Origin of the sequence: Phascolarctobacterium sp., from assembly GCF_045124115.1 — a bacterium.
Classification (GTDB): domain Bacteria; phylum Bacillota; class Negativicutes; order Acidaminococcales; family Acidaminococcaceae; genus Phascolarctobacterium_A.
In genome coordinates this window covers 102,678-119,961 of record NZ_JBGVLF010000031.1, presented here as the reverse complement: position 1 = coordinate 119,961, position 17,284 = coordinate 102,678, and the positions used below count along the sequence as shown (strand labels likewise).

The 17,284-nt window shown below is 46.8% G+C and carries 19 protein-coding genes; 12 read left to right on the top strand and 7 right to left on the bottom strand.

All coding sequences use genetic code 11. The features are described 5' to 3' along the window. Positions 1-316: 316 nt before the first annotated feature. Positions 317-376, bottom strand: a complete 60-nt coding sequence (locus ACJMM4_RS04935) for a putative holin-like toxin (RefSeq protein ID WP_405383408.1) — start codon at positions 374-376, stop codon at positions 317-319. A gap of 331 nt (positions 377-707) precedes the next feature. Here ACJMM4_RS04935 and ACJMM4_RS04930 point away from each other — a divergent pair, with 331 nt between their 5' ends. The 12 genes from ACJMM4_RS04930 to atpC all read left to right on the top strand — a co-directional run bounded on the left by ACJMM4_RS04930 (position 708) and on the right by atpC (position 11,693). Further along, the gene (locus ACJMM4_RS04930) at positions 708-2,252 is read left to right on the top strand and encodes a [FeFe] hydrogenase, group A (RefSeq protein WP_405383406.1); all 1,545 of its coding nucleotides are present in this window, start codon (positions 708-710) and stop codon (positions 2,250-2,252) included. A 270-nt stretch (positions 2,253-2,522) separates the two neighbouring features. Continuing rightward, positions 2,523-3,536, top strand: a complete 1,014-nt coding sequence (locus tag ACJMM4_RS04925) for a glycosyltransferase family 4 protein (RefSeq protein WP_405379169.1) — start codon at positions 2,523-2,525, stop codon at positions 3,534-3,536. Positions 3,537-3,551: 15 nt separating this feature from the next. After that, positions 3,552-4,709: a non-hydrolyzing UDP-N-acetylglucosamine 2-epimerase gene (gene wecB, locus ACJMM4_RS04920; protein WP_405383352.1), complete on the top strand. Its 1,158-nt coding sequence runs from the start codon at positions 3,552-3,554 to the stop codon at positions 4,707-4,709. A gap of 93 nt (positions 4,710-4,802) precedes the next feature. Further along, complete coding sequence (locus ACJMM4_RS04915; RefSeq protein ID WP_405379175.1) at positions 4,803-5,051, top strand: hypothetical protein; 249 nt, start codon at positions 4,803-4,805, stop codon at positions 5,049-5,051. A gap of 61 nt (positions 5,052-5,112) precedes the next feature. Beyond that, positions 5,113-5,463, top strand: coding sequence for a hypothetical protein (locus tag ACJMM4_RS04910; RefSeq protein WP_405379178.1), 351 nt, complete (start codon positions 5,113-5,115; stop codon positions 5,461-5,463). A 16-nt stretch (positions 5,464-5,479) separates the two neighbouring features. Next, a complete protein-coding gene (gene atpB, locus ACJMM4_RS04905; protein ID WP_405379181.1) occupies positions 5,480-6,190 on the top strand; it encodes a F0F1 ATP synthase subunit A in 711 nt (236 codons plus the stop codon). Between the two features lie 55 nt (positions 6,191-6,245). Beyond that, complete coding sequence (atpE, locus tag ACJMM4_RS04900; protein WP_405379183.1) at positions 6,246-6,509, top strand: ATP synthase F0 subunit C; 264 nt, start codon at positions 6,246-6,248, stop codon at positions 6,507-6,509. Between the two features lie 45 nt (positions 6,510-6,554). Beyond that, positions 6,555-7,034, top strand: a complete 480-nt coding sequence (gene atpF / locus ACJMM4_RS04895) for a F0F1 ATP synthase subunit B (RefSeq protein WP_405383350.1) — start codon at positions 6,555-6,557, stop codon at positions 7,032-7,034. Positions 7,035-7,125: 91 nt separating this feature from the next. Next, positions 7,126-8,952, top strand: coding sequence for a F0F1 ATP synthase subunit alpha (gene atpA / locus ACJMM4_RS04890; protein WP_405378546.1), 1,827 nt, complete (start codon positions 7,126-7,128; stop codon positions 8,950-8,952). A gap of 7 nt (positions 8,953-8,959) precedes the next feature. Then, a complete protein-coding gene (gene atpG / locus ACJMM4_RS04885; protein ID WP_405378548.1) occupies positions 8,960-9,844 on the top strand; it encodes an ATP synthase F1 subunit gamma in 885 nt (294 codons plus the stop codon). Positions 9,845-9,873: 29 nt separating this feature from the next. Next, entirely contained in the window at positions 9,874-11,286 is a 1,413-nt protein-coding gene (gene atpD, locus ACJMM4_RS04880; protein ID WP_405378550.1) for a F0F1 ATP synthase subunit beta, read from the top strand. A gap of 2 nt (positions 11,287-11,288) precedes the next feature. Beyond that, positions 11,289-11,693 (top strand): ATP synthase F1 subunit epsilon, encoded by a 405-nt coding sequence (atpC, locus tag ACJMM4_RS04875; protein ID WP_405383349.1) that lies wholly within the window; start codon positions 11,289-11,291, stop codon positions 11,691-11,693. Positions 11,694-11,840: 147 nt separating this feature from the next. On the opposite strand, the gene ACJMM4_RS04870 is transcribed toward atpC, so the two are convergent. The 6 genes from ACJMM4_RS04870 to ACJMM4_RS04845 all read right to left on the bottom strand — a co-directional run bounded on the left by ACJMM4_RS04870 (position 11,841) and on the right by ACJMM4_RS04845 (position 17,284). Then, the gene (locus tag ACJMM4_RS04870; RefSeq protein WP_405378554.1) at positions 11,841-12,140 is read right to left on the bottom strand and encodes a helix-turn-helix domain-containing protein; all 300 of its coding nucleotides are present in this window, start codon (positions 12,138-12,140) and stop codon (positions 11,841-11,843) included. A 175-nt stretch (positions 12,141-12,315) separates the two neighbouring features. Next, the gene (locus tag ACJMM4_RS04865) at positions 12,316-13,110 is read right to left on the bottom strand and encodes an ABC transporter ATP-binding protein (protein ID WP_405378556.1); all 795 of its coding nucleotides are present in this window, start codon (positions 13,108-13,110) and stop codon (positions 12,316-12,318) included. Then, positions 13,111-13,992, bottom strand: a complete 882-nt coding sequence (locus tag ACJMM4_RS04860; protein WP_405383404.1) for an ABC transporter permease — start codon at positions 13,990-13,992, stop codon at positions 13,111-13,113. It abuts the gene before it with no gap. Positions 13,993-14,051: 59 nt separating this feature from the next. After that, on the bottom strand, positions 14,052-15,056 hold the full coding sequence (locus tag ACJMM4_RS04855) for an ABC transporter substrate-binding protein (RefSeq protein WP_405383347.1): 1,005 nt from the start codon (positions 15,054-15,056) through the stop codon (positions 14,052-14,054). Between the two features lie 145 nt (positions 15,057-15,201). Further along, a complete protein-coding gene (locus tag ACJMM4_RS04850) occupies positions 15,202-16,209 on the bottom strand; it encodes an ABC transporter substrate binding protein (protein WP_405378560.1) in 1,008 nt (335 codons plus the stop codon). A 172-nt stretch (positions 16,210-16,381) separates the two neighbouring features. After that, a complete protein-coding gene (locus tag ACJMM4_RS04845) occupies positions 16,382-17,284 on the bottom strand; it encodes a sugar-binding transcriptional regulator (protein WP_405383345.1) in 903 nt (300 codons plus the stop codon).

Here is a 17,284-nt window from a genome sequence, read left to right as displayed (position 1 = left end):
ACTGCAAGAAGAAACCGGAAAGAGAAAACCAAGTAAAAGAGAAAGGCAAAGAAGAAGTTCTATATATACAATTGCTTTTTTTGCTTGTTTTTTAAACCATTGGTTTGTGAATTATTTGTGAAATCTGCGATTAGAGAAAAGAAAAGCTCCCATCGCAAAGCAATCGGAGCGTAAAAATCTTTATTGCAAAATTGTGGAGAAATGATATAATATAAATACAAAGGCAACCGTCCACTAGGTGGTTTAGCCGGAAAGATTGTAGATTAACTACCCTGTTTCTGTGCCAAAGTTGAGGGTAGTTTTTCTATGTGCGGTACTACTTTTTCACAGTGATGAATGTGAGTAACGCTATGAGAAAAAGACCAAAGGACATCATGTCCTGAAAGGTAAAAATCTCCACAGACATCACCTCCGTTCTTTAAGAACCTCGGCGATAACCACCCGTAACACGGTTGCGGTAATATTATATCACGTTTTATGCTAAAATTAAATAATTTGTTTGTTTCGAACACGTATTATGCAGATGCGTGTTCTTTTTGTTTGTTTTATTTTTCGTTATTAGCCCTGCCAACTCGCTACGCTCGTTGACATCTCCCTAATTTAACATTTCCTCCTCTTTACACCCAAAGCTTTCTGTGCTAAAATAATAGAAAAAGCTTATGGATTATCATTAAATAATCATTATTGACAATATACAAGGAGGAATAATTATGGAGCATCTTTCTCTCGACATTCGCGTACCTATCGACCTTGACAACGAAGCCATTATGCGTGATGAGGACAAGTGCATCAAATGCGGTATGTGCAAGGATGTGTGCCAAAAGGCTATTGGCGTTCATGGTACCTACACTTTGGAACAGACCGGTGGCAGAGGCATCTGCGTGCATTGTGGTCAGTGCATCAACGTGTGCCCCACGGACAGCCTGCATGAACGTAAGGAAATCAATCCTGTGCGTATTGCTGTAGCAGATCCTGACAAGGTTGTCATCGTCAGCACTTCTCCCAGTGTGCGCGTAGGCTTGGGCGAAGAATTCGGTATGCCTGCAGGCAGTTTCGTGGAAGGTAAAATGGTCGCTTTGCTGCGCAAGCTGGGTGTGGACTACGTTTTGGACACCAACTTTGCTGCGGATATGACCATTGTGGAGGAAGCAAGCGAACTGATTGAACGTGTTACCAAAGGCACTGCGCCCTTGCCCCAGTTCACCAGCTGCTGCCCTGCTTGGGTAAAATTTGCAGAGATGTATTATCCGGAAATGCTGCCCCATATTTCCAGCGCCAAGAGTCCTATTGGTATGCAAGGCCCCACTATTAAAACTTACTTTGCTAAGAAGATGGGCATTGACCCTGCCAAGATTGTCAACGTTGCTTTGACTCCCTGTACTGCCAAAAAGTACGAAATCCGTCGCGAAGAAATGGGCGATGCAGGCAAATACTTAGGCATTGAAGGCCTGCGTGATATGGACTGCGTTATCACCACCCGTGAACTGGCGAAATGGGCGAAGGATGCGGATATTACTTTGGACGAATTGGAAGACAGCGCTTATGACCAATTTATGGGTGAAGCCAGCGGTGCAGGCGTAATCTTTGGCAATACCGGCGGCGTTATGGAAGCTGCTCTGCGTACTGCTTACGAATACATTACCGGGGAAGAAGCTCCGGAAGTGCTGTTGAACTTAGAACCTGTCCGTGGTTACGAAGGTATCCGCGAATCCACGTTGATTATTGGCGATAAAACTATCAACGTGGCTGTGGTTTACGGCACTGCCAACGCCCGCAAGATGATTGAGCGCGTAAAGGAAGGCAAGAAGCAGTATCATTTCATCGAGGTTATGACCTGTCCCGGTGGCTGCATTGGTGGCGGCGGTCAGCCGAAAGATGTGTTGAAAGATATGGATGCAGTGCGCAAGGAACGCATTGCCAGCCTGTATAAACGCGATGGGGAGCTGAAGGTACGCAAGAGCCACGAGAATCCTTCTATCAAGAAGTTGTACGAAGAATTCTATGGCAAGCCTTTAAGCGAACTGGCGGAAGCAATGCTGCACACCATGTACACGGATAAGAGCGGTTTGCTCCATGTTAATCCGGACGCTGCTCCCGTAGCACCGGCGGAACCTGCAGCGGAAGAGCCTGTTAGCGGCGGTGTAAAATGGAGATGTTCCGTCTGCGGCTACATCTATGACGGTGACGAACTGCCGGAAGGTTTCGTTTGCCCAGTTTGCAAACAGCCTGCCAGCGTTTTTGAAAAAATTTAAGATTACGTAGCGACGAGCGCTAGCTGTAGCTAGGGTGGAGATGGAGCCTGCGCCTGCCAGTGATGCTTATGAAATCGTTGTAGAAAAAGAAAATTTATAACTATTTACAATGGGGACCGAAGGTTTTCGGTCCCTTTTTGTGATTTTTGTTACAAAAAGAATTGACGCTTTGGCTAAAGATGATATACTATATAAAAGGCGAGGGCGAAGTATGTGCCCTTGGCAACAGACCTGTTTCGTGTTCGTGTGTAAATCTGGAGATAAATAACAATGCTTAGTGCTTATGGTTTTCCTTTTTTGCTTGCTGCTTTAGTAAGCTATATATTGACCCCTTACATTAAAAAATTAGCCTTCCTCATCGGTGCTATCGATAAGCCCGATAACCGCAAGGTGCATAAGAAGATTATGCCGCGCTTGGGTGGGTTGGCTATCTATATTGCCTTTATGGTAGCCGCAGTGGCTAGCTTGGAGATGACTTGGGATATTGTGGGTATCCTTATCGGTGGTACGGTGATTGTCGCTGTGGGCGTTTTGGATGACAAATACCAACTTCCTGCTAAAGTAAAGCTGCTGGGGCAGATTTTTGCTGCCTGCGTACTGGTTCTGTTTGATATTCGTATTGAATGGGTCAACAATCCTTTTGGCGGCTATTTTTATTTAGAGTATTTGTCCATTCCGCTGACTATCTTCTGGGTAATCAGCTTTACTAACGTGGTGAACCTGATTGACGGTCTGGACGGCTTGGCAGCAGGTGTATCTGCCATCGCTTCCTTGACTGTTATTTTGGTGGCTGTGCAGATGGGGTACTATCATATTGCGGTGATGACTGCGGCTTTGGCTGGCGGCATCATTGGCTTTATTCGCTATAATTTCAATCCTGCCACCATCTTTATGGGTGACACGGGCAGTATGTTTATCGGCTATATGCTGGCAGCTATTTCCGTATACGGTGCAGTAAAGACTGCTGCAACCGTGGCGTTGATTGTGCCCTTCATTGCTTTGGGCCTGCCCATTATGGACACTGCCTTTGCTATTATGCGCCGTTATACTAACGGCCGCCCAATTTTTCAACCGGACAAAGGCCATCTGCACCACCGTCTGTTGGCTATGGGTATGAACCAGAAGCAGGCAGTGCTGCTGATGTACGCGATTACTGCTGTGCTGGGTATTGCAGCAGTGCTGTGGGCTGAGGTAGACGGTTTCTACGCTGCTTTGATTATTGCAGTAATTATTACGGCTGTTGCCGTAGGTGCAAAAAAAATCGGTATTCTGAACGACAGATAAAGGGGAGGAAGAACCGTGGAGAAAATTAAACTGATGACTGTTTTCGGCACGCGTCCGGAAGCAATTAAAATGTGTCCGTTGGTGTTGGAGATGCGTAAGTATCCCGAATATATCCAACCCATTGTGGCAGTAACCGCCCAACACAGAGAGATGCTGGATCAGGTGCTGGATTTGTTCGGCATTAAACCTGACTATGATTTGAACATCATGACCAGCGGGCAAACGCTGTACGATGTAACTACTCGTGCTTTGATGGGCTTGAAGCCTGTTATGGAAGAAGCTAAACCCGACATGGTGCTTGTCCATGGCGACACCACCACTACCTTTGCCGGTGCTTTGGCTGCCTTCTATGCGCAAATTCCTGTAGGCCATGTGGAAGCAGGCTTGCGTACCGGGAACAAGTATTCCCCCTATCCGGAGGAAATGAACCGCAAGCTGACAGGCTCCATTGCTGATATGCACTTTGCGCCCACTTCCACCAGTAAGGGCAACCTGCTGAAGGAAAATGTGGATCCTGCTACTATCCTGGTAACAGGCAACACCGTTATTGATGCTTTGCAGACTACTGTTAAGCATAACTACCAATTTGCTGATGAATCCTTCAATAAAGTTTTTGAAAGCGGTCATCGCCTGATTCTGATGACCACCCATCGCCGTGAGAACTTGGGCGAGCCTATGCGCCACGTTTACCGCGCATTAAAGAGTGTGCTGGAAACCCATTCTGACGTAGAGGCAATTTTTCCTGTGCACAAGAATCCTAAAGTACGTGAAATCGTTAATGAAGAACTTGGTCATCTGGATCGCGTACACCTGATTGAACCCATGGACTACGAGCCTTTTGCTAATCTGATGGCGAAGGTGGACATCGTCCTCACTGATAGCGGCGGTATTCAAGAGGAAGCGCCTGCTTTGGGCAAACCTGTTCTGGTACTGCGCGACACTACCGAGCGTCCGGAAGCAGTGGATGCAGGTACTGTCAAACTGGTGGGCACTGCTTATGAAGACGTACTCCGTGAAACAAATATGCTCCTAGATGATGCAAATCATTATCGCTCTATGGCGGAGGCTGCTAATCCTTATGGTGATGGCAAGGCCTGCGAGCGTATCATTAAGGCGATTTTGAGAAAAAATGGCTATGATGTAGAAATTTTTTCCGAATTTCAGCATAATTGAGTAGACATTATTTGTGAAATAATTTAAAATTATAGTGTGCCATTCTGTGAACTATGGGTGGCCTATTAAGTGTGTAAAAATAAAAGGAGCAGTATGGACAATCGGAAGGAGAGCAAAGAACGCGCAAAAATGTTGAGCGCTTTGGCTACAGTGTCGTCATTGGCAATGATGATTGTGTGCGATTTTATGCTCGCTTATTTCGGTGGCGATTGGTTGGACAACTATTTTCAAACCGGTGACCATACCTTTAGGGTAGCCTGTATCTGTCTAGCTATTGCAACGGTGTTCCTAACATTTTTTAAGCTTATTTATTCTGTGATTGTTGACAAGGACGACGATTGATAAAGTTATGATGCACTTTGATTTAGGGCCCGCAATAAAAGGGGGCTACAAACGCTTTCTTATGGGTCCGGCTCTGGCAGGGTTGGCCTTTGTTGCTGTGCTCTACGGAGCGGGCAAGCCCGATTGGGCGCTAGCGCTGTTCAGAGGCATTATCTTGGGCCTGTTGGATACGGTTATCCTGATTCATGGTATCCGTAAGGCTATGCCTTACGATAAGGAGCCCAAGAAGGGGTTGGTTATTATGCGCCGGTACCGTTGGTATCGCATTATTGCCGCCTCCAGTATTATTATCTTGTTGTTGAGGCAAGGGTCCGCTGTGGCAGGTGTCTGCCTAGGGCTTTTGTTGATACATATATTTTTACTTTTTAATTTAACATTTATCGCGTACCGACTGAATAAGGAGGAGACGTGAAGAAAGGAGTAAAAGAATGGGAAATGAAGCAGCAGCAGCTCAGGAGCATTCCGGCGAGATTATCCATTATCTTGCACAGGAAGTAGCACCTGGCATCGTTATCAACATGCAGACTATGTACATGACTTGGATCACCATGGCTGTAGTACTGGTCCTCTTTGTGATGGCTTCAAGAAATCCGAAGCTGGTTCCCAGCGGTTTACAAAATGTAATGGAATTTTTTGTCGACTTCCTTAATGGTCTGATGGAAGGTACCCTTGGTGCTAAAGGAAGCAAATATATGGCTCCTTTTATCATCACCCTCTTTATGTTTATCTTCATCGCCAATGAAATCGGCATGCTTCCGCAAGTTGGTGTACACTGGACTTCTCCGACCAACGACGTTAACACTTGCTTTGGTCTGTCTCTGACAGTAGCAATCGGTGTTTATATCGTAGGCGTAATGAAGAACGGTTTGGGTCACTTCAAACATTTTGTTAGCCCTTCCCCGGCTTTCTTGCCTCTGCATTTGTTGGACGAACTCACCAAACCGCTGACCATGGCTCTTCGTCTCTTTGGTAACATCCTGGCAGGCGAAATTCTGTTGATCGTTCTGTATCAACTGGCACCGTGGGTAGTACCCGAACTCTGGGTAATGTTCAGCTTGTTTATCGGCTTCTTGCAGGCCTTTATCTTCACCATGCTGGCTCTGACCAGCTATGCTATGGTATTCGCTCATCACGAATAAATAGCGCTTCCGCAAGGTTGTTAATTAAAAATTAAAAATCACTTAGTTTGAAAGGATGAAAGAAATGACTGAAAACGCTATTATCACTGCAGCATCTATGGTTGCTGTTGGATTTATCTGCTTGGGTGCCGCTCTTGGCGCTGCTATGGGCAACGGCAACCTGACCGGTAAAGGTCTGGAATCCATGGCTCGTCAACCTGAAGAATCTGGCAAGCTGTTCACCAACATGCTGGTTTCCGTAGGTCTGGTAGAATCCATGCCTATCCTGTGCTACGTTATCGCTGTAGTACTGGTATTCGCTAACCCCTTCGTAAAATAATTCCGTATCCCCTAATTAAGAAAACAATAAAGGAGAGTGCTATAATTGGTTAATATTAACGCAACACTTATCGCGCAAATCCTGAACTTTTTGGTTCTTGTTTTCGTTCTTGCCAAATTCGCTTACAAACCTTTGCTGGGTATGATGGAAGAGCGCAAGAATAAAATTGCTAGCGATTTAGAAACTGCTGAACAAGCTAAAAAAGACGCTGAAGCAGTTAAAGCTGAATATGCTGCAAAATTAGCGGATGCAAGACAGGAAGCACAGGCTATTATTGATAATGCTCGCAAAACCGCTCAAGCAGCTCATGACAAGATTATGGCTGACACCAAGGTTGAACAAGAGCAATATGTAAATGCTCAAAAAGAAATCATTGCTACCGAGAAGAAGAAGGCTATGGACGAAGTTCGTGCACAAGTTATCAGCCTGTCTATGATCGCTGCCGGCAAGATTGTTGAGCAAAAACTGGGTTCTGAAGAAGACAAAGCATTAGCAGGCAAAATCGTTGATTCTATCATGAAATAATTTTGCTGCTTTCCCTATTAGGCCGGACGAAATCTGCTGAAACTGCGAATCAGCAAGACAAGAGCCGGTATTCGGAGGTGATTGGTACAATATGAAGAGTGAAGAAAATATTGCTTTACTGAAGCAAGAATTATCCGACTTCAACATTGATCTGGGTTCCATTAAAGAACTCTTAGACGTAAACGTTACTACAGCTAAGAAATTGACTGTTGACGAGTATCAATCCATTTCTGCAATTCTGACCGAGAAACTGGGTCGCGAAATTTTCTTGAACAAGAAAGTTGATCCTGCAATCCTCGGCGGCATCATCGTACAAGTTGGCGATAAGGTATTCGACGCTTCTGCAGCTCGCAAACTGAAGAAGATGGAAGTTGCCCTGAGCGGCATCGACATCCACGAATACACTAAACCCGAAGCTATGGGTGATGCTCTCAGCGCTAAGCTGGAGAATTACAAAGTGGACACTGATCTCGAAGAGGTTGGTATCGTTGAAAAGATCGGTGACGGCATCGCAACCGTTATCGGTATGAAAAACGCAATGGCTGGCGAATTGGTAGAACTGCCCCACAACGTATCCGGCATGGTATTGAACCTGAACCCGGACTCCGTTGGTATCGTATTGATGGGCGGCGAAACCAAGATTAAAGAAGGCGACGTTGTTCGCCGTACCGGCCGCATCATGGAAGTTCCCGTTGGCGAAGCTCTGCTGGGTCGTGTAGTTTCCGCTATCGGTGCTCCTATCGACGGCAAAGGCGAAATCGCTGCTGCTGAACATCGTCCTGTTGAATCCCCTGCACATGGTATTGCAGACCGTAAGTCCGTAGATACCCCGTTGCAGACCGGTATTAAATGTATCGACGCCCTCGTTCCTATCGGACGTGGCCAGCGCGAACTGATCATCGGCGACCGCGGCACCGGCAAAACTGCTGTTGCTATCGATACTATCATCAACCAAAAAGGCCTGGGCGTTATCTGCATTTATGTAGCTATCGGCCAAAAGGCTTCCAACGTTGCCCGTATCGTTCGTACCCTCGAACAACACGGCGCTATGGAATACACCATCATCGTTGCCGCTACTGCAGCTGACTCTGCTCCGTTGCAATACCTGGCTCCGTACGCTGGCGTTACCATGGCTGAGTACTTCATGGATCAAGGCAAAGACGTTCTGTGCGTATACGACGACCTGTCCAAGCACGCTGTTGCTTACCGCGCAATGTCCCTGCTGCTCCGTCGTCCTCCCGGACGTGAAGCTTACCCCGGCGACGTATTCTATTTGCACTCCCGTCTGCTGGAACGCGCAGCTAAGTTGAATGACGAGCTGAAGGGCGGTTCCATCACTGCACTGCCGGTTATCGAAACCTTGGCAGGCGACGTAGGCGGCTTTATTCCGACCAACGTAATTTCCATTACCGACGGTCAGATCTTCCTGGAATCCGAGCTGTTCTATTCCGGTATCCGTCCGGCTATCAACTCCGGTCTGTCCGTATCCCGTGTAGGCGGTGCAGCTCAGATTAAAGCTATGAAACAGGTTGCAGGTACCCTGCGTCTGGATCTGGCACAGTTCCGCGAACTGGCAGCATTTGCTCAGTTTGCTTCTGACCTGGATAAAGCTACCAAAGCTCAGCTGGATCGTGGCCAACGCTTGACCGAAGTTCTGAAACAAGGTCAATACAGCCCGCTGTCCGTTGAGAAACAGGTTATGGCTATTTACCTTGGCACCAAAGGCTATCTGGATGACGTAGCAGTTAAAGAAGTAACTCGCTGCGAAAAAGAATTCCTGGACTTCATGGAAGCTAACCATCCTGAAGTTGGCGCAGATATCCTGAAAACCAAGAAAATCACTGACGAAAATGAAGAAGCACTGAAGAAAGCTATCGCTGAGTTCAAAGAAACCTTTGTGAACAGTGAAGGCAGGTGATTAACTAATGGCTACTGCACGCGAGATTCATCGCCACATGAAGAGCGTAGGTAACATTGGTAAGATCACTAAGGCTATGAAGATGGTTGCTGCTGCCCGCCTGAGACGTGCTCAGGAACGTGCTGCTGCTAGCCGTCCTTATGCCATCAAGATCAAAGAAGTGTTGTCCAACGTTGTGAGCGATCCGAGTATTCTTGCAGGCCTAAGTGCCAAACAACACCCGCTGCTTCAACATCGTGAAGTGAAAAAAGTTGGTTATCTGGTGCTCGCCTCTGATAAAGGTCTGGCAGGCGCATATAGCTCCAACGCTTTGAAAATGGCAGTTGCTGAAATCTCCGCCTGTGAGGACGAGGTTGTCGTTATCACCAGCGGCCGTAAGGCAAGAGATTTCTTCACCCGTCGCGGCTATAATGTGCTGAGTTCCCATTTCGGCTACTCTGACAGACCCTCTTACGATAACGCAGTAGAAATTGCCCAAGATGCTGCAAAACGTTTTGCTAGCGAAGGCTTTGACGAACTGCGTATCGTATTCACCGTATTTAAAACTGCTTTGTCCCAAGTTCCTACCTGCGAAAAGATTCTGCCGGTAGAAGCTCCTAAAAAGGAAAAAGGCAAAGCTGAAGCAAGCTTTATGTTCGAACCCGGCGAAAACGAAATCCTGCAAGTACTTGCACCCAAGTACCTGGAAACCGTTGTATATGCCGCACTGGTTCAATCCGCAGCCAGTGAGTTGGGTTCCCGTATGACCGCTATGTCTTCTGCTACTGATAACGCTGCTAAGCTGGTACAAAACCTGGAACTGTCCTATAACAAGGCACGTCAGGCATCCATTACCCGCGAGCTCAACGAAATCGTTGGCGGCGTAGAAGCACTGAAGCAAGCACAACAATAAACTGAAACATTCGTAGGGAGGCTAAAACCTTGAATACAGGTAGAATCGTACAAGTTGTTGGCCCTGTTATCGACATCGAGTTCCCTCCGAAGAGCATGCCCGCTATCCTGAACGCAATCCACATCGATGGCACCACTGATGACGGCAAGGTAAAAATCCACCTGACCGCTGAAGTTATGCAACACATCGGCTACAATGTAGTTCGTGCCGTTGCTATGAGCTCCACCGATGGTTTGGTTCGCGGCATGGAAGCTGTAGATACCGGCGCTCCTATCAGCGTACCGGTAGGCCCCGGCGTACTGGGCCGTATCTTCAACGTGCTCGGCGAGACTGTTGACCATGACGATACTCCGGTTGAAGCTGCTGATCATTGGCCGATCCACAGACCGGCTCCCACCTTCGACCAACAGGCAACATCTACTAAAATTTTGGAAACCGGCATTAAAGTCGTAGACTTGATCGCTCCGTATGCAATGGGCGGTAAAATCGGTCTGTTCGGCGGTGCTGGCGTAGGTAAAACCGTTATTATTATGGAATTGATCCATAACATCGCTACTGCACACGGCGGCTATTCCGTATTTGCAGGCGTAGGCGAACGTACCCGTGAAGGTAATGACCTGTGGGGCGAAATGAAAGAATCCGGCGTTATTAACAAGACTGCTCTTGTTTACGGCCAGATGAACGAACCCCCCGGAGCTCGTATGCGCGTAGGCTTGACCGGTTTGACCATGGCTGAATACTTCCGTGATGTAGGCGGCCAAGACGTATTGCTGTTTATCGATAACATCTTCCGTTTCATCCAGGCTGGTTCCGAAGTATCCGCATTGCTGGGCCGTATGCCTTCCGCAGTAGGTTACCAACCCACCCTGGCAAACGATATCGGCGCTTTGCAAGAGCGTATTACCTCCACCAAGACCGGTTCTATCACTTCCGTACAGGCCGTATATGTACCTGCGGATGACTTGACTGACCCGGCTCCGGCAGGCACCTTCGCTCACTTGGATGCAACCACCGTATTGTCCCGTTCTATTGCAGAACTTGGTATTTATCCGGCAGTTGACCCGCTCGACTCCACCAGCCGTATCCTGGATCCGCTGGTAATCGGCGAAGAGCACTACAAAGTTGCCCGTGGCGTACAAGCTATCCTGCAACGCTATAAAGAATTGCAAGATATCATCGCAATTCTGGGTATGGAAGAATTGAGCGAAGAGGACAAAGTTACCGTTGCTCGCGCTCGTAAGATTCAGAAATTCCTCAGCCAAGCATTCTTCGTTGCTGAACAATTTACCGGTACCCCCGGCCAATATGTTCCTCTGAAAGAAACCATCCGTGGCTTTAAAGAAATCCTGGAAGGCAAGCATGACGACCTGCCCGAAGGTGCTTTCTACATGGTTGGTACCATCGACGATGCAATCGCTAAGGCTGCAACTATGAAGGATTAATAATGGCTACTCCGTTTACATTTGAAATTGTCACGCCGGATAAAATGCTTTTTTCCGCTGAAAATGTAACCTATGTAGGCTTCCGCTCTTTGGCAGGCGGTATGGGTATCAAGGCAAAGCATTTGCCTGTTATTGCATCCCTGGATATCGCTCCCATGAAATTGGAATTTGAAGACGGCAGCACCAAGACCTTCGCTGTATGCGGCGGTTTCTTGGAGATGAAAAATAACAAGTGCACCGTATTGGCAACTATTGCTGATGCAGACACTGATATTGACACTGTTCGTGCTGAAGCTTCCAAAGAACGTGCAGAAAAACGTTTGGCTTCCAAAGAAGCTGAAATCGACCATGCACGTGCGGAACGCTCTTTGAAGAGAGCTATTACCCGTCTGAAGGTTGCAAGATAAGCTGTCAAAAGCTTAAGACAATGCAATGAAACATTTAAACCCCCGTTCCTGGAACGGGGGTTTTTTGCATATAAAAAATACAGGAAAAAAGCCGTTGGTCATACAACCAACGGCTAATTATTACACGATTCATTGTGTAAAGGGATGTTAATTTTGCTTAGTTTTTTTCAGCAACTTCGCTAATTGCAAAACATCATTGAGACTGATGTCAGTTTGCGTTTCTTCCTCTACATGATCTAAGTCAACAAAGAAGGAAGCCATATTGCAGTTTAACAAATCATGAAGCTTCAACAAATTAGGAAGCGTGACCGGTACGCGGCCGCATTCAATATTGCATAAATGGGTCTGGGAGATACCCATTTCTTTAGCCAAACTTGTTTGGGTTAGACCTTTGGCAGTACGCAACAATCTGATTCTACGACCTATAAGTTTTATTTCCTCTTGCATATTTCTACATCACCTTTCGGATAACTCACAACAAATCATCTACACACGGATTTCTATATAAGTGTATCACGAAATAGAATTTTTTCAAGAGTATTTTATTAGATTTTATTAAGTTTTCACAATGTTTTTATATCTATAGTAATAAAAACAAATTAAAAGAACAAAACGGAATGCATCAACCCAAAAGCAGGCGGTCGCTAACCATTTCGGAACCACTGGCTTTTTCAAACATTTCCAGCAAATCAGGAATTTGCAGATGCTTCTTTTCTTCCCCTTGTACGTCGATGATGACACGGCCGTTATGGAGCATAATCAAGCGGTTTCCATAGCTAAGAGCATCACGCATATTATGGGTAATCATTAAAGTGGTGAGGTTATCACGGGTAACGATTTTCTCCGTTAGAGCTAATACCTTAGCTGCAGTTTTGGGGTCTAGCGCTGCAGTATGTTCGTCTAACAACAGCAGCTTAGGCTTTTTCAAGGTAGCCATGAGCAGGGTCAAGGCTTGGCGCTGACCACCGCTGAGCAAGCCAACCTTAGCAGTCATACGGTTTTCCAAACCCAAGTCCAATTCCTTCAACAATTCATAGAAACGATCATGTTGGTCGGAAGAAAGGCTCCAGCCTAAACCGGGAGTTTCGCCGCGACGGGAAGCCAAAGCAAGGTTTTCTTCAATCATCATGCCTGCAGCAGTACCAAGCATAGGGTCCTGGAAGACACGGCCGATATATTTAGCACGTTTGTGTTCAGGTTTTTTAGTAATGTCTTCGCCATCGATAATAATGCGTCCGCTGTCAATAGGGAAGACGCCGGCAATGGCATTCAGAGTAGTGGATTTACCGGCGCCATTGCCGCCGATTACAGTAGCAAAGTCACCGGGACGCAGATTTAAGGAAAGATCCTGCAGGGCACGTTTTTCGTTGATAGTGCCGGGGAAAAAAGTTTTGGAAACGTGTTCAACTTGCAGCATTTAACGAACCGCCTTTCTACCGCTTAATTTGCCTTTGATGAGGGGCATGGACAATGCCAGAGCCACCAGTACGGAAGTGAAGAGTTTCAAATCGTTAGGCGGCATACCCATTGCCAATACAGCGGCAATAACGATACGGTAAACGATGGAGCCAAGGACTACGGAAATCAGGCAGTTCTTAAAGCTACGGGTGCCAAAAAGCACTTCGCCGATAATAACGGAGGCCAAGCCGATAACGATGGTACCGGTGCCCATGCCTACGTCGGAGAAACCATTGGATTGGGCTACCAGAGCGCCGGAAAGGGCCACCAGACCGTTGGAAAGCAACAGGCCTAGGATAATAGTCACGTCAGTGTCAACGCCTTGTGCACGAATCATTTGTTGGTTAAAACCTGTAGCACGGATAGCGGCACCGATTTGAGTACCGAAGAACCAGTACAGGAACACGCCCACAACAACAGTGGCAATCAGGCCGACTACGAAGGTGGTTTGTGCCATATTCAGGCTCAACATATTCCTAGCGATTTTAAAGCAGGTATCTACGCCCAGCAAAGACAAGTTAGCTTTGCCCATAATACGCAGGTTGACGGAGTAGAGGGCGATCATGGTGAGGATGCCTGCCAAGAGGGCGGGAATCTTCATCTTGGTATGCAAAAGACCGGTAACAACACCTGCCAGCATACCGGTAATGAAGGCTGCTATAAGAGAAGTAAACATCCCGTAGCCTGCCACCATCAGGGAGGCAGCAGTAGCTGCGCCCAGAGGGAAGCTGCCTTCAACAGTCAAATCCGCTATGTCCAGCACGCGGAAGGTTACGTATACACCTAAAGCCATCAGTGCCCAAAGTAAGCCTTGGGCTACTGTTGGGATTAACAAATCTATCATTTATTTCCATCCTTCCTCAAGGTAAAGCGCGTTTACGCACTTTCCTACCTTCGTTATTATTTAATGATTTCTGCGTCCTTCAGCAGTGCTTCCGGAAGCTTGAGGCCGATTTTTTCTGCAGTCTTCATGTTAAGCAGTACCTTGAATTCCTTTTGGGGCTGAATGGGCATATCTGCAGGTTTGGCTTTACCAGCCAAAATATCAGCAGCCATTTCACCGCTTTGGAAGCCTAACTTGTAGTAATCTACGCCTAAGGTTGCCAAGCCACCGTCCATAACAGTACCTTTTTCGCCACAGATAACAGGAATCTTTGCTTCTTGGGTAATGCCTGCTACCGTAGGCATAGCAGAAGCGATTAAATTGTCCGTTGGTACGTAGATAGCATCCACCTTGCCCACAAGGCTGTGGGTGGATTGGAGCAGGTCGTTAATAGTGGTGACAGGGGCTTCCTGTACTTTAACGTTTTTTGCTGCCGCAGCTTTTTTCAAGATATCCACCTGCAGTTGGGAGTTAACTTCACTAGAGCAGTAGAGCACGCCCACAGTTTTAGCAGTGGGGACGATTTGCAGCAGTAAATCTAACTGTTTGGCTACAGGGTTCATATCAGTGGTGCCGGTAACATTTTTACCAGGCTTGAGCGGATCCTGCACCAGTTTAGCCGTTGTGTAATCAGTTACAGCAGTGGCAACGATGGGGATATCCGTGGTGGCGTGAGCCATAGCTTGGGCAGCCGGAGTAGCAATAGCGCAAATTAAATCTGTTTTTCTGGTTATAAAACGGTGTGCGATATTGGCAAGATTGGACTGGTCGCCTTGGGCGTTCTGGCGGTCAAAAGTGATGTTCTGACCTTCCTTATAGCCTTTGGCAGCTAAGCCGTCCACAATGCCCTTTGCGGCTGCATCAAGGGCCTTATGCTCTACTACCTGCACAATGCCTACAGTGGGCTTGGCGTTTTTGGCAGTATCCTTTTTCTCGTTGGCGCAACCAAAGGCACCAAGGGCAAGGGTAAGCATCATAGCGGCAGCAACAGCCTGCATACCGTGTTTTTTGCGTAATAGCATTCCTACCATCCTTCCATACTTATAGTTAATGTTATTATAACATTTTAAGTGCTGTTTCATCAACTAAAGCGGATAAATTTTCAGACAAATAAAGAGGACCGGAGCTTGCGCTCCGGCCCAAATAGGATTTACTTTTGAGAAAAGCTTATTTAACGATTTCAGCGCCCTTGAGTACGTCTTCAGGAATCTTCAGACCAATTTTTTCAGCTTCTTTAGCATTGATGATGGCTTTGAACTCTTTTTGAGCTTGGATTGCCATATCTGCAGGTTTGGATTTGCCATCCAGAATATCAGCAGCCATTTCGCCTGCTTGGAAGCCAAGTTTGTAGTAGTCTACGCCCAAGGTAGCAACGCCGCCTGCTTTAACCATGCCGCCTTCACCGCAGATAACGGGGAGTTTAGCTTCTTCGGTTACGGTTGCCAGAGTAGGCATTGCGGAAGCCAGAATGTTATCGGTAGGAACATAGATTGCCTGTACTTTACCAACTAAGCTACGAGCAGCTTGTTGAATATCGTTAACGTTGGAAACAGTTGCTTCTTTAACAACTACGCCTTTGTCAGCAGCAGCTTTTTTCAGAATGTCAACTTGCAGCTGGGAGTTAACTTCGCTGGAGCAGTAGATGGTACCAATGGATTTAGCATGGGGAACAATCTTCAACAGCAGATCCAACTGTTGGGCAACAGGGTTCATATCGGTAGTGCCGGTTACGTTGGTGCCAGGTTTAGCATTGTCTTTAACAAGTTTAGCTGCTTTGTAGTCAGTTACAGCAGTTGCTACGATAGGAATATCGGGAGTAACGTTAGCTACAGTTTGCGCAGCAGGAGTTGCAATTGCGCAAATCAGATTAACTTTGTTGTTAACAAAGCGGTGAGCGATGTTTTGCAGGTTAGATTGATCTGCTTGTGCATTTTGGCGGTCATAAGTAACGTTTTGACCTTCTTTATAGCCTTTGGATGCCAAGCCGTCTACAAAGCCCTTGTTAGCAGCGTCCAGTGCAGCATGTTCAACAAGTTGAACGATACCTACATTAACTTTTTCTGCTTTTTTAGGAGCATCTTTTTTGTCGCCACCGCAGCCAACTACGCCGAGAGCCAAGGTGAGCATTAAGCCTGCAGCCAAAGCTTTAATTTTAGAATTTTTCAAAGAGAACATGATAACCATCCTTCCGTACTACATTATTTTGTGTATGTTGTAGATAGAATTATTGTATACTCTTTATTGGTAAAAGTAAAGAAATTCTGTCTAAATTTGGAAAACTTTGTGAAATAGCCTTAATATTGTACATTTGATACAAAAAATGCTAAAACAAAGCTCTTTCATTCTCCTACAGCAGCCTTCGCGCTTGCTCTTCATTAACGATTAAGTTGGTAATAAGACCTGTGGCAAGTGCGCCTAAGATAGCTTTATCCGTGGTATTGGTACCAATGGCGATAACTTTGCGGCAATGGCGCAGTTGCGCTAAAGGCACATGGATACAGAAATCATTATTACCGCTGATAAATTCGCCCCGCTCGTTATAATAGTAGGACAAAAAGGAGCCTACAGCCTTCTGCTGCTTTAAGGCGTCGCCAAAGCGGGTGGCCGTTGCTTGATCGGGAACGCTGGGGAAGCCTTTAAGATGTACAATCGCAGCGTCCATCTGCTGCCATAAGTTTTGTAATTTACTAAAGGAAGCAGTGGATTCCAGCCTGTCACGTTCTTCAGCAGAGTCGGGGAAGGCAGGGCAGTTCAAAGGGAAACCGCTGCGCCCTGTAGCTTCCGCCCATGTGTGCACAAGGTCGTCGGGGTGATAGCCTCGATGGGGGAAGTGAGCAGTGCCAACTAAAGGGTAGATGCTGCCATTCTGCGGTTGTATGGGGAAGGTGCCTAGCACGGAGCAGATTTCCCCAAGAACATAGCCCCAGCCTAAACCGAGGTTGCTGTCGTAGCTTGTTTCTGCAACCAGGTAGCGGGCAATTTGCTGCCACAAGTTTTTATCTGCAGGGAGTACGCAGCCACCTAAAAGGCCGTAGCGCAGCTGTAGCTGCTCTAACAGATCGGCATCGCCTTCAGCACCGGCGCAGATTTCAATGCGGACAATTCCAACTTCTCGGGCCTTGGTGAGCATTTTGCTGACGGATGGACGGGAGATTCCCAGCTTTTGTGCTACCTGGGCCTGGGTTAAATTGTCTTCATAATACAAACGGGCAGCAGCAATAAGCTGTGCCCGTTCGCCCGATTGGAGCAT

What these genes read in the sequence shown, in the direction of transcription:
- ACJMM4_RS04850 (WP_405378560.1), bottom strand. Translation starts at nt 16,209, where the DNA reads ATGTTCTCTTTGAAAAATTCTAAAATTAAAGCTTTGGCTGCAGGCTTA.
- ACJMM4_RS04865 (WP_405378556.1), bottom strand. Translation starts at nt 13,110, where the DNA reads ATGCTGCAAGTTGAACACGTTTCCAAAACTTTTTTCCCCGGCACTATC.
- atpB (WP_405379181.1), top strand. Translation starts at nt 5,480, where the DNA reads ATGGGAAATGAAGCAGCAGCAGCTCAGGAGCATTCCGGCGAGATTATC.
- ACJMM4_RS04915 (WP_405379175.1), top strand. Translation starts at nt 4,803, where the DNA reads ATGGACAATCGGAAGGAGAGCAAAGAACGCGCAAAAATGTTGAGCGCT.
- ACJMM4_RS04925 (WP_405379169.1), top strand. Translation starts at nt 2,523, where the DNA reads ATGCTTAGTGCTTATGGTTTTCCTTTTTTGCTTGCTGCTTTAGTAAGC.
- ACJMM4_RS04855 (WP_405383347.1), bottom strand. Translation starts at nt 15,056, where the DNA reads ATGCTATTACGCAAAAAACACGGTATGCAGGCTGTTGCTGCCGCTATG.
- atpG (WP_405378548.1), top strand. Translation starts at nt 8,960, where the DNA reads ATGGCTACTGCACGCGAGATTCATCGCCACATGAAGAGCGTAGGTAAC.
- atpA (WP_405378546.1), top strand. Translation starts at nt 7,126, where the DNA reads ATGAAGAGTGAAGAAAATATTGCTTTACTGAAGCAAGAATTATCCGAC.
- atpE (WP_405379183.1), top strand. Translation starts at nt 6,246, where the DNA reads ATGAAAGAAATGACTGAAAACGCTATTATCACTGCAGCATCTATGGTT.
- atpC (WP_405383349.1), top strand. Translation starts at nt 11,289, where the DNA reads ATGGCTACTCCGTTTACATTTGAAATTGTCACGCCGGATAAAATGCTT.
- ACJMM4_RS04845 (WP_405383345.1), bottom strand. Translation starts at nt 17,284, where the DNA reads ATGCTCCAATCGGGCGAACGGGCACAGCTTATTGCTGCTGCCCGTTTG.
- ACJMM4_RS04870 (WP_405378554.1), bottom strand. Translation starts at nt 12,140, where the DNA reads ATGCAAGAGGAAATAAAACTTATAGGTCGTAGAATCAGATTGTTGCGT.
- ACJMM4_RS04910 (WP_405379178.1), top strand. Translation starts at nt 5,113, where the DNA reads ATGGGTCCGGCTCTGGCAGGGTTGGCCTTTGTTGCTGTGCTCTACGGA.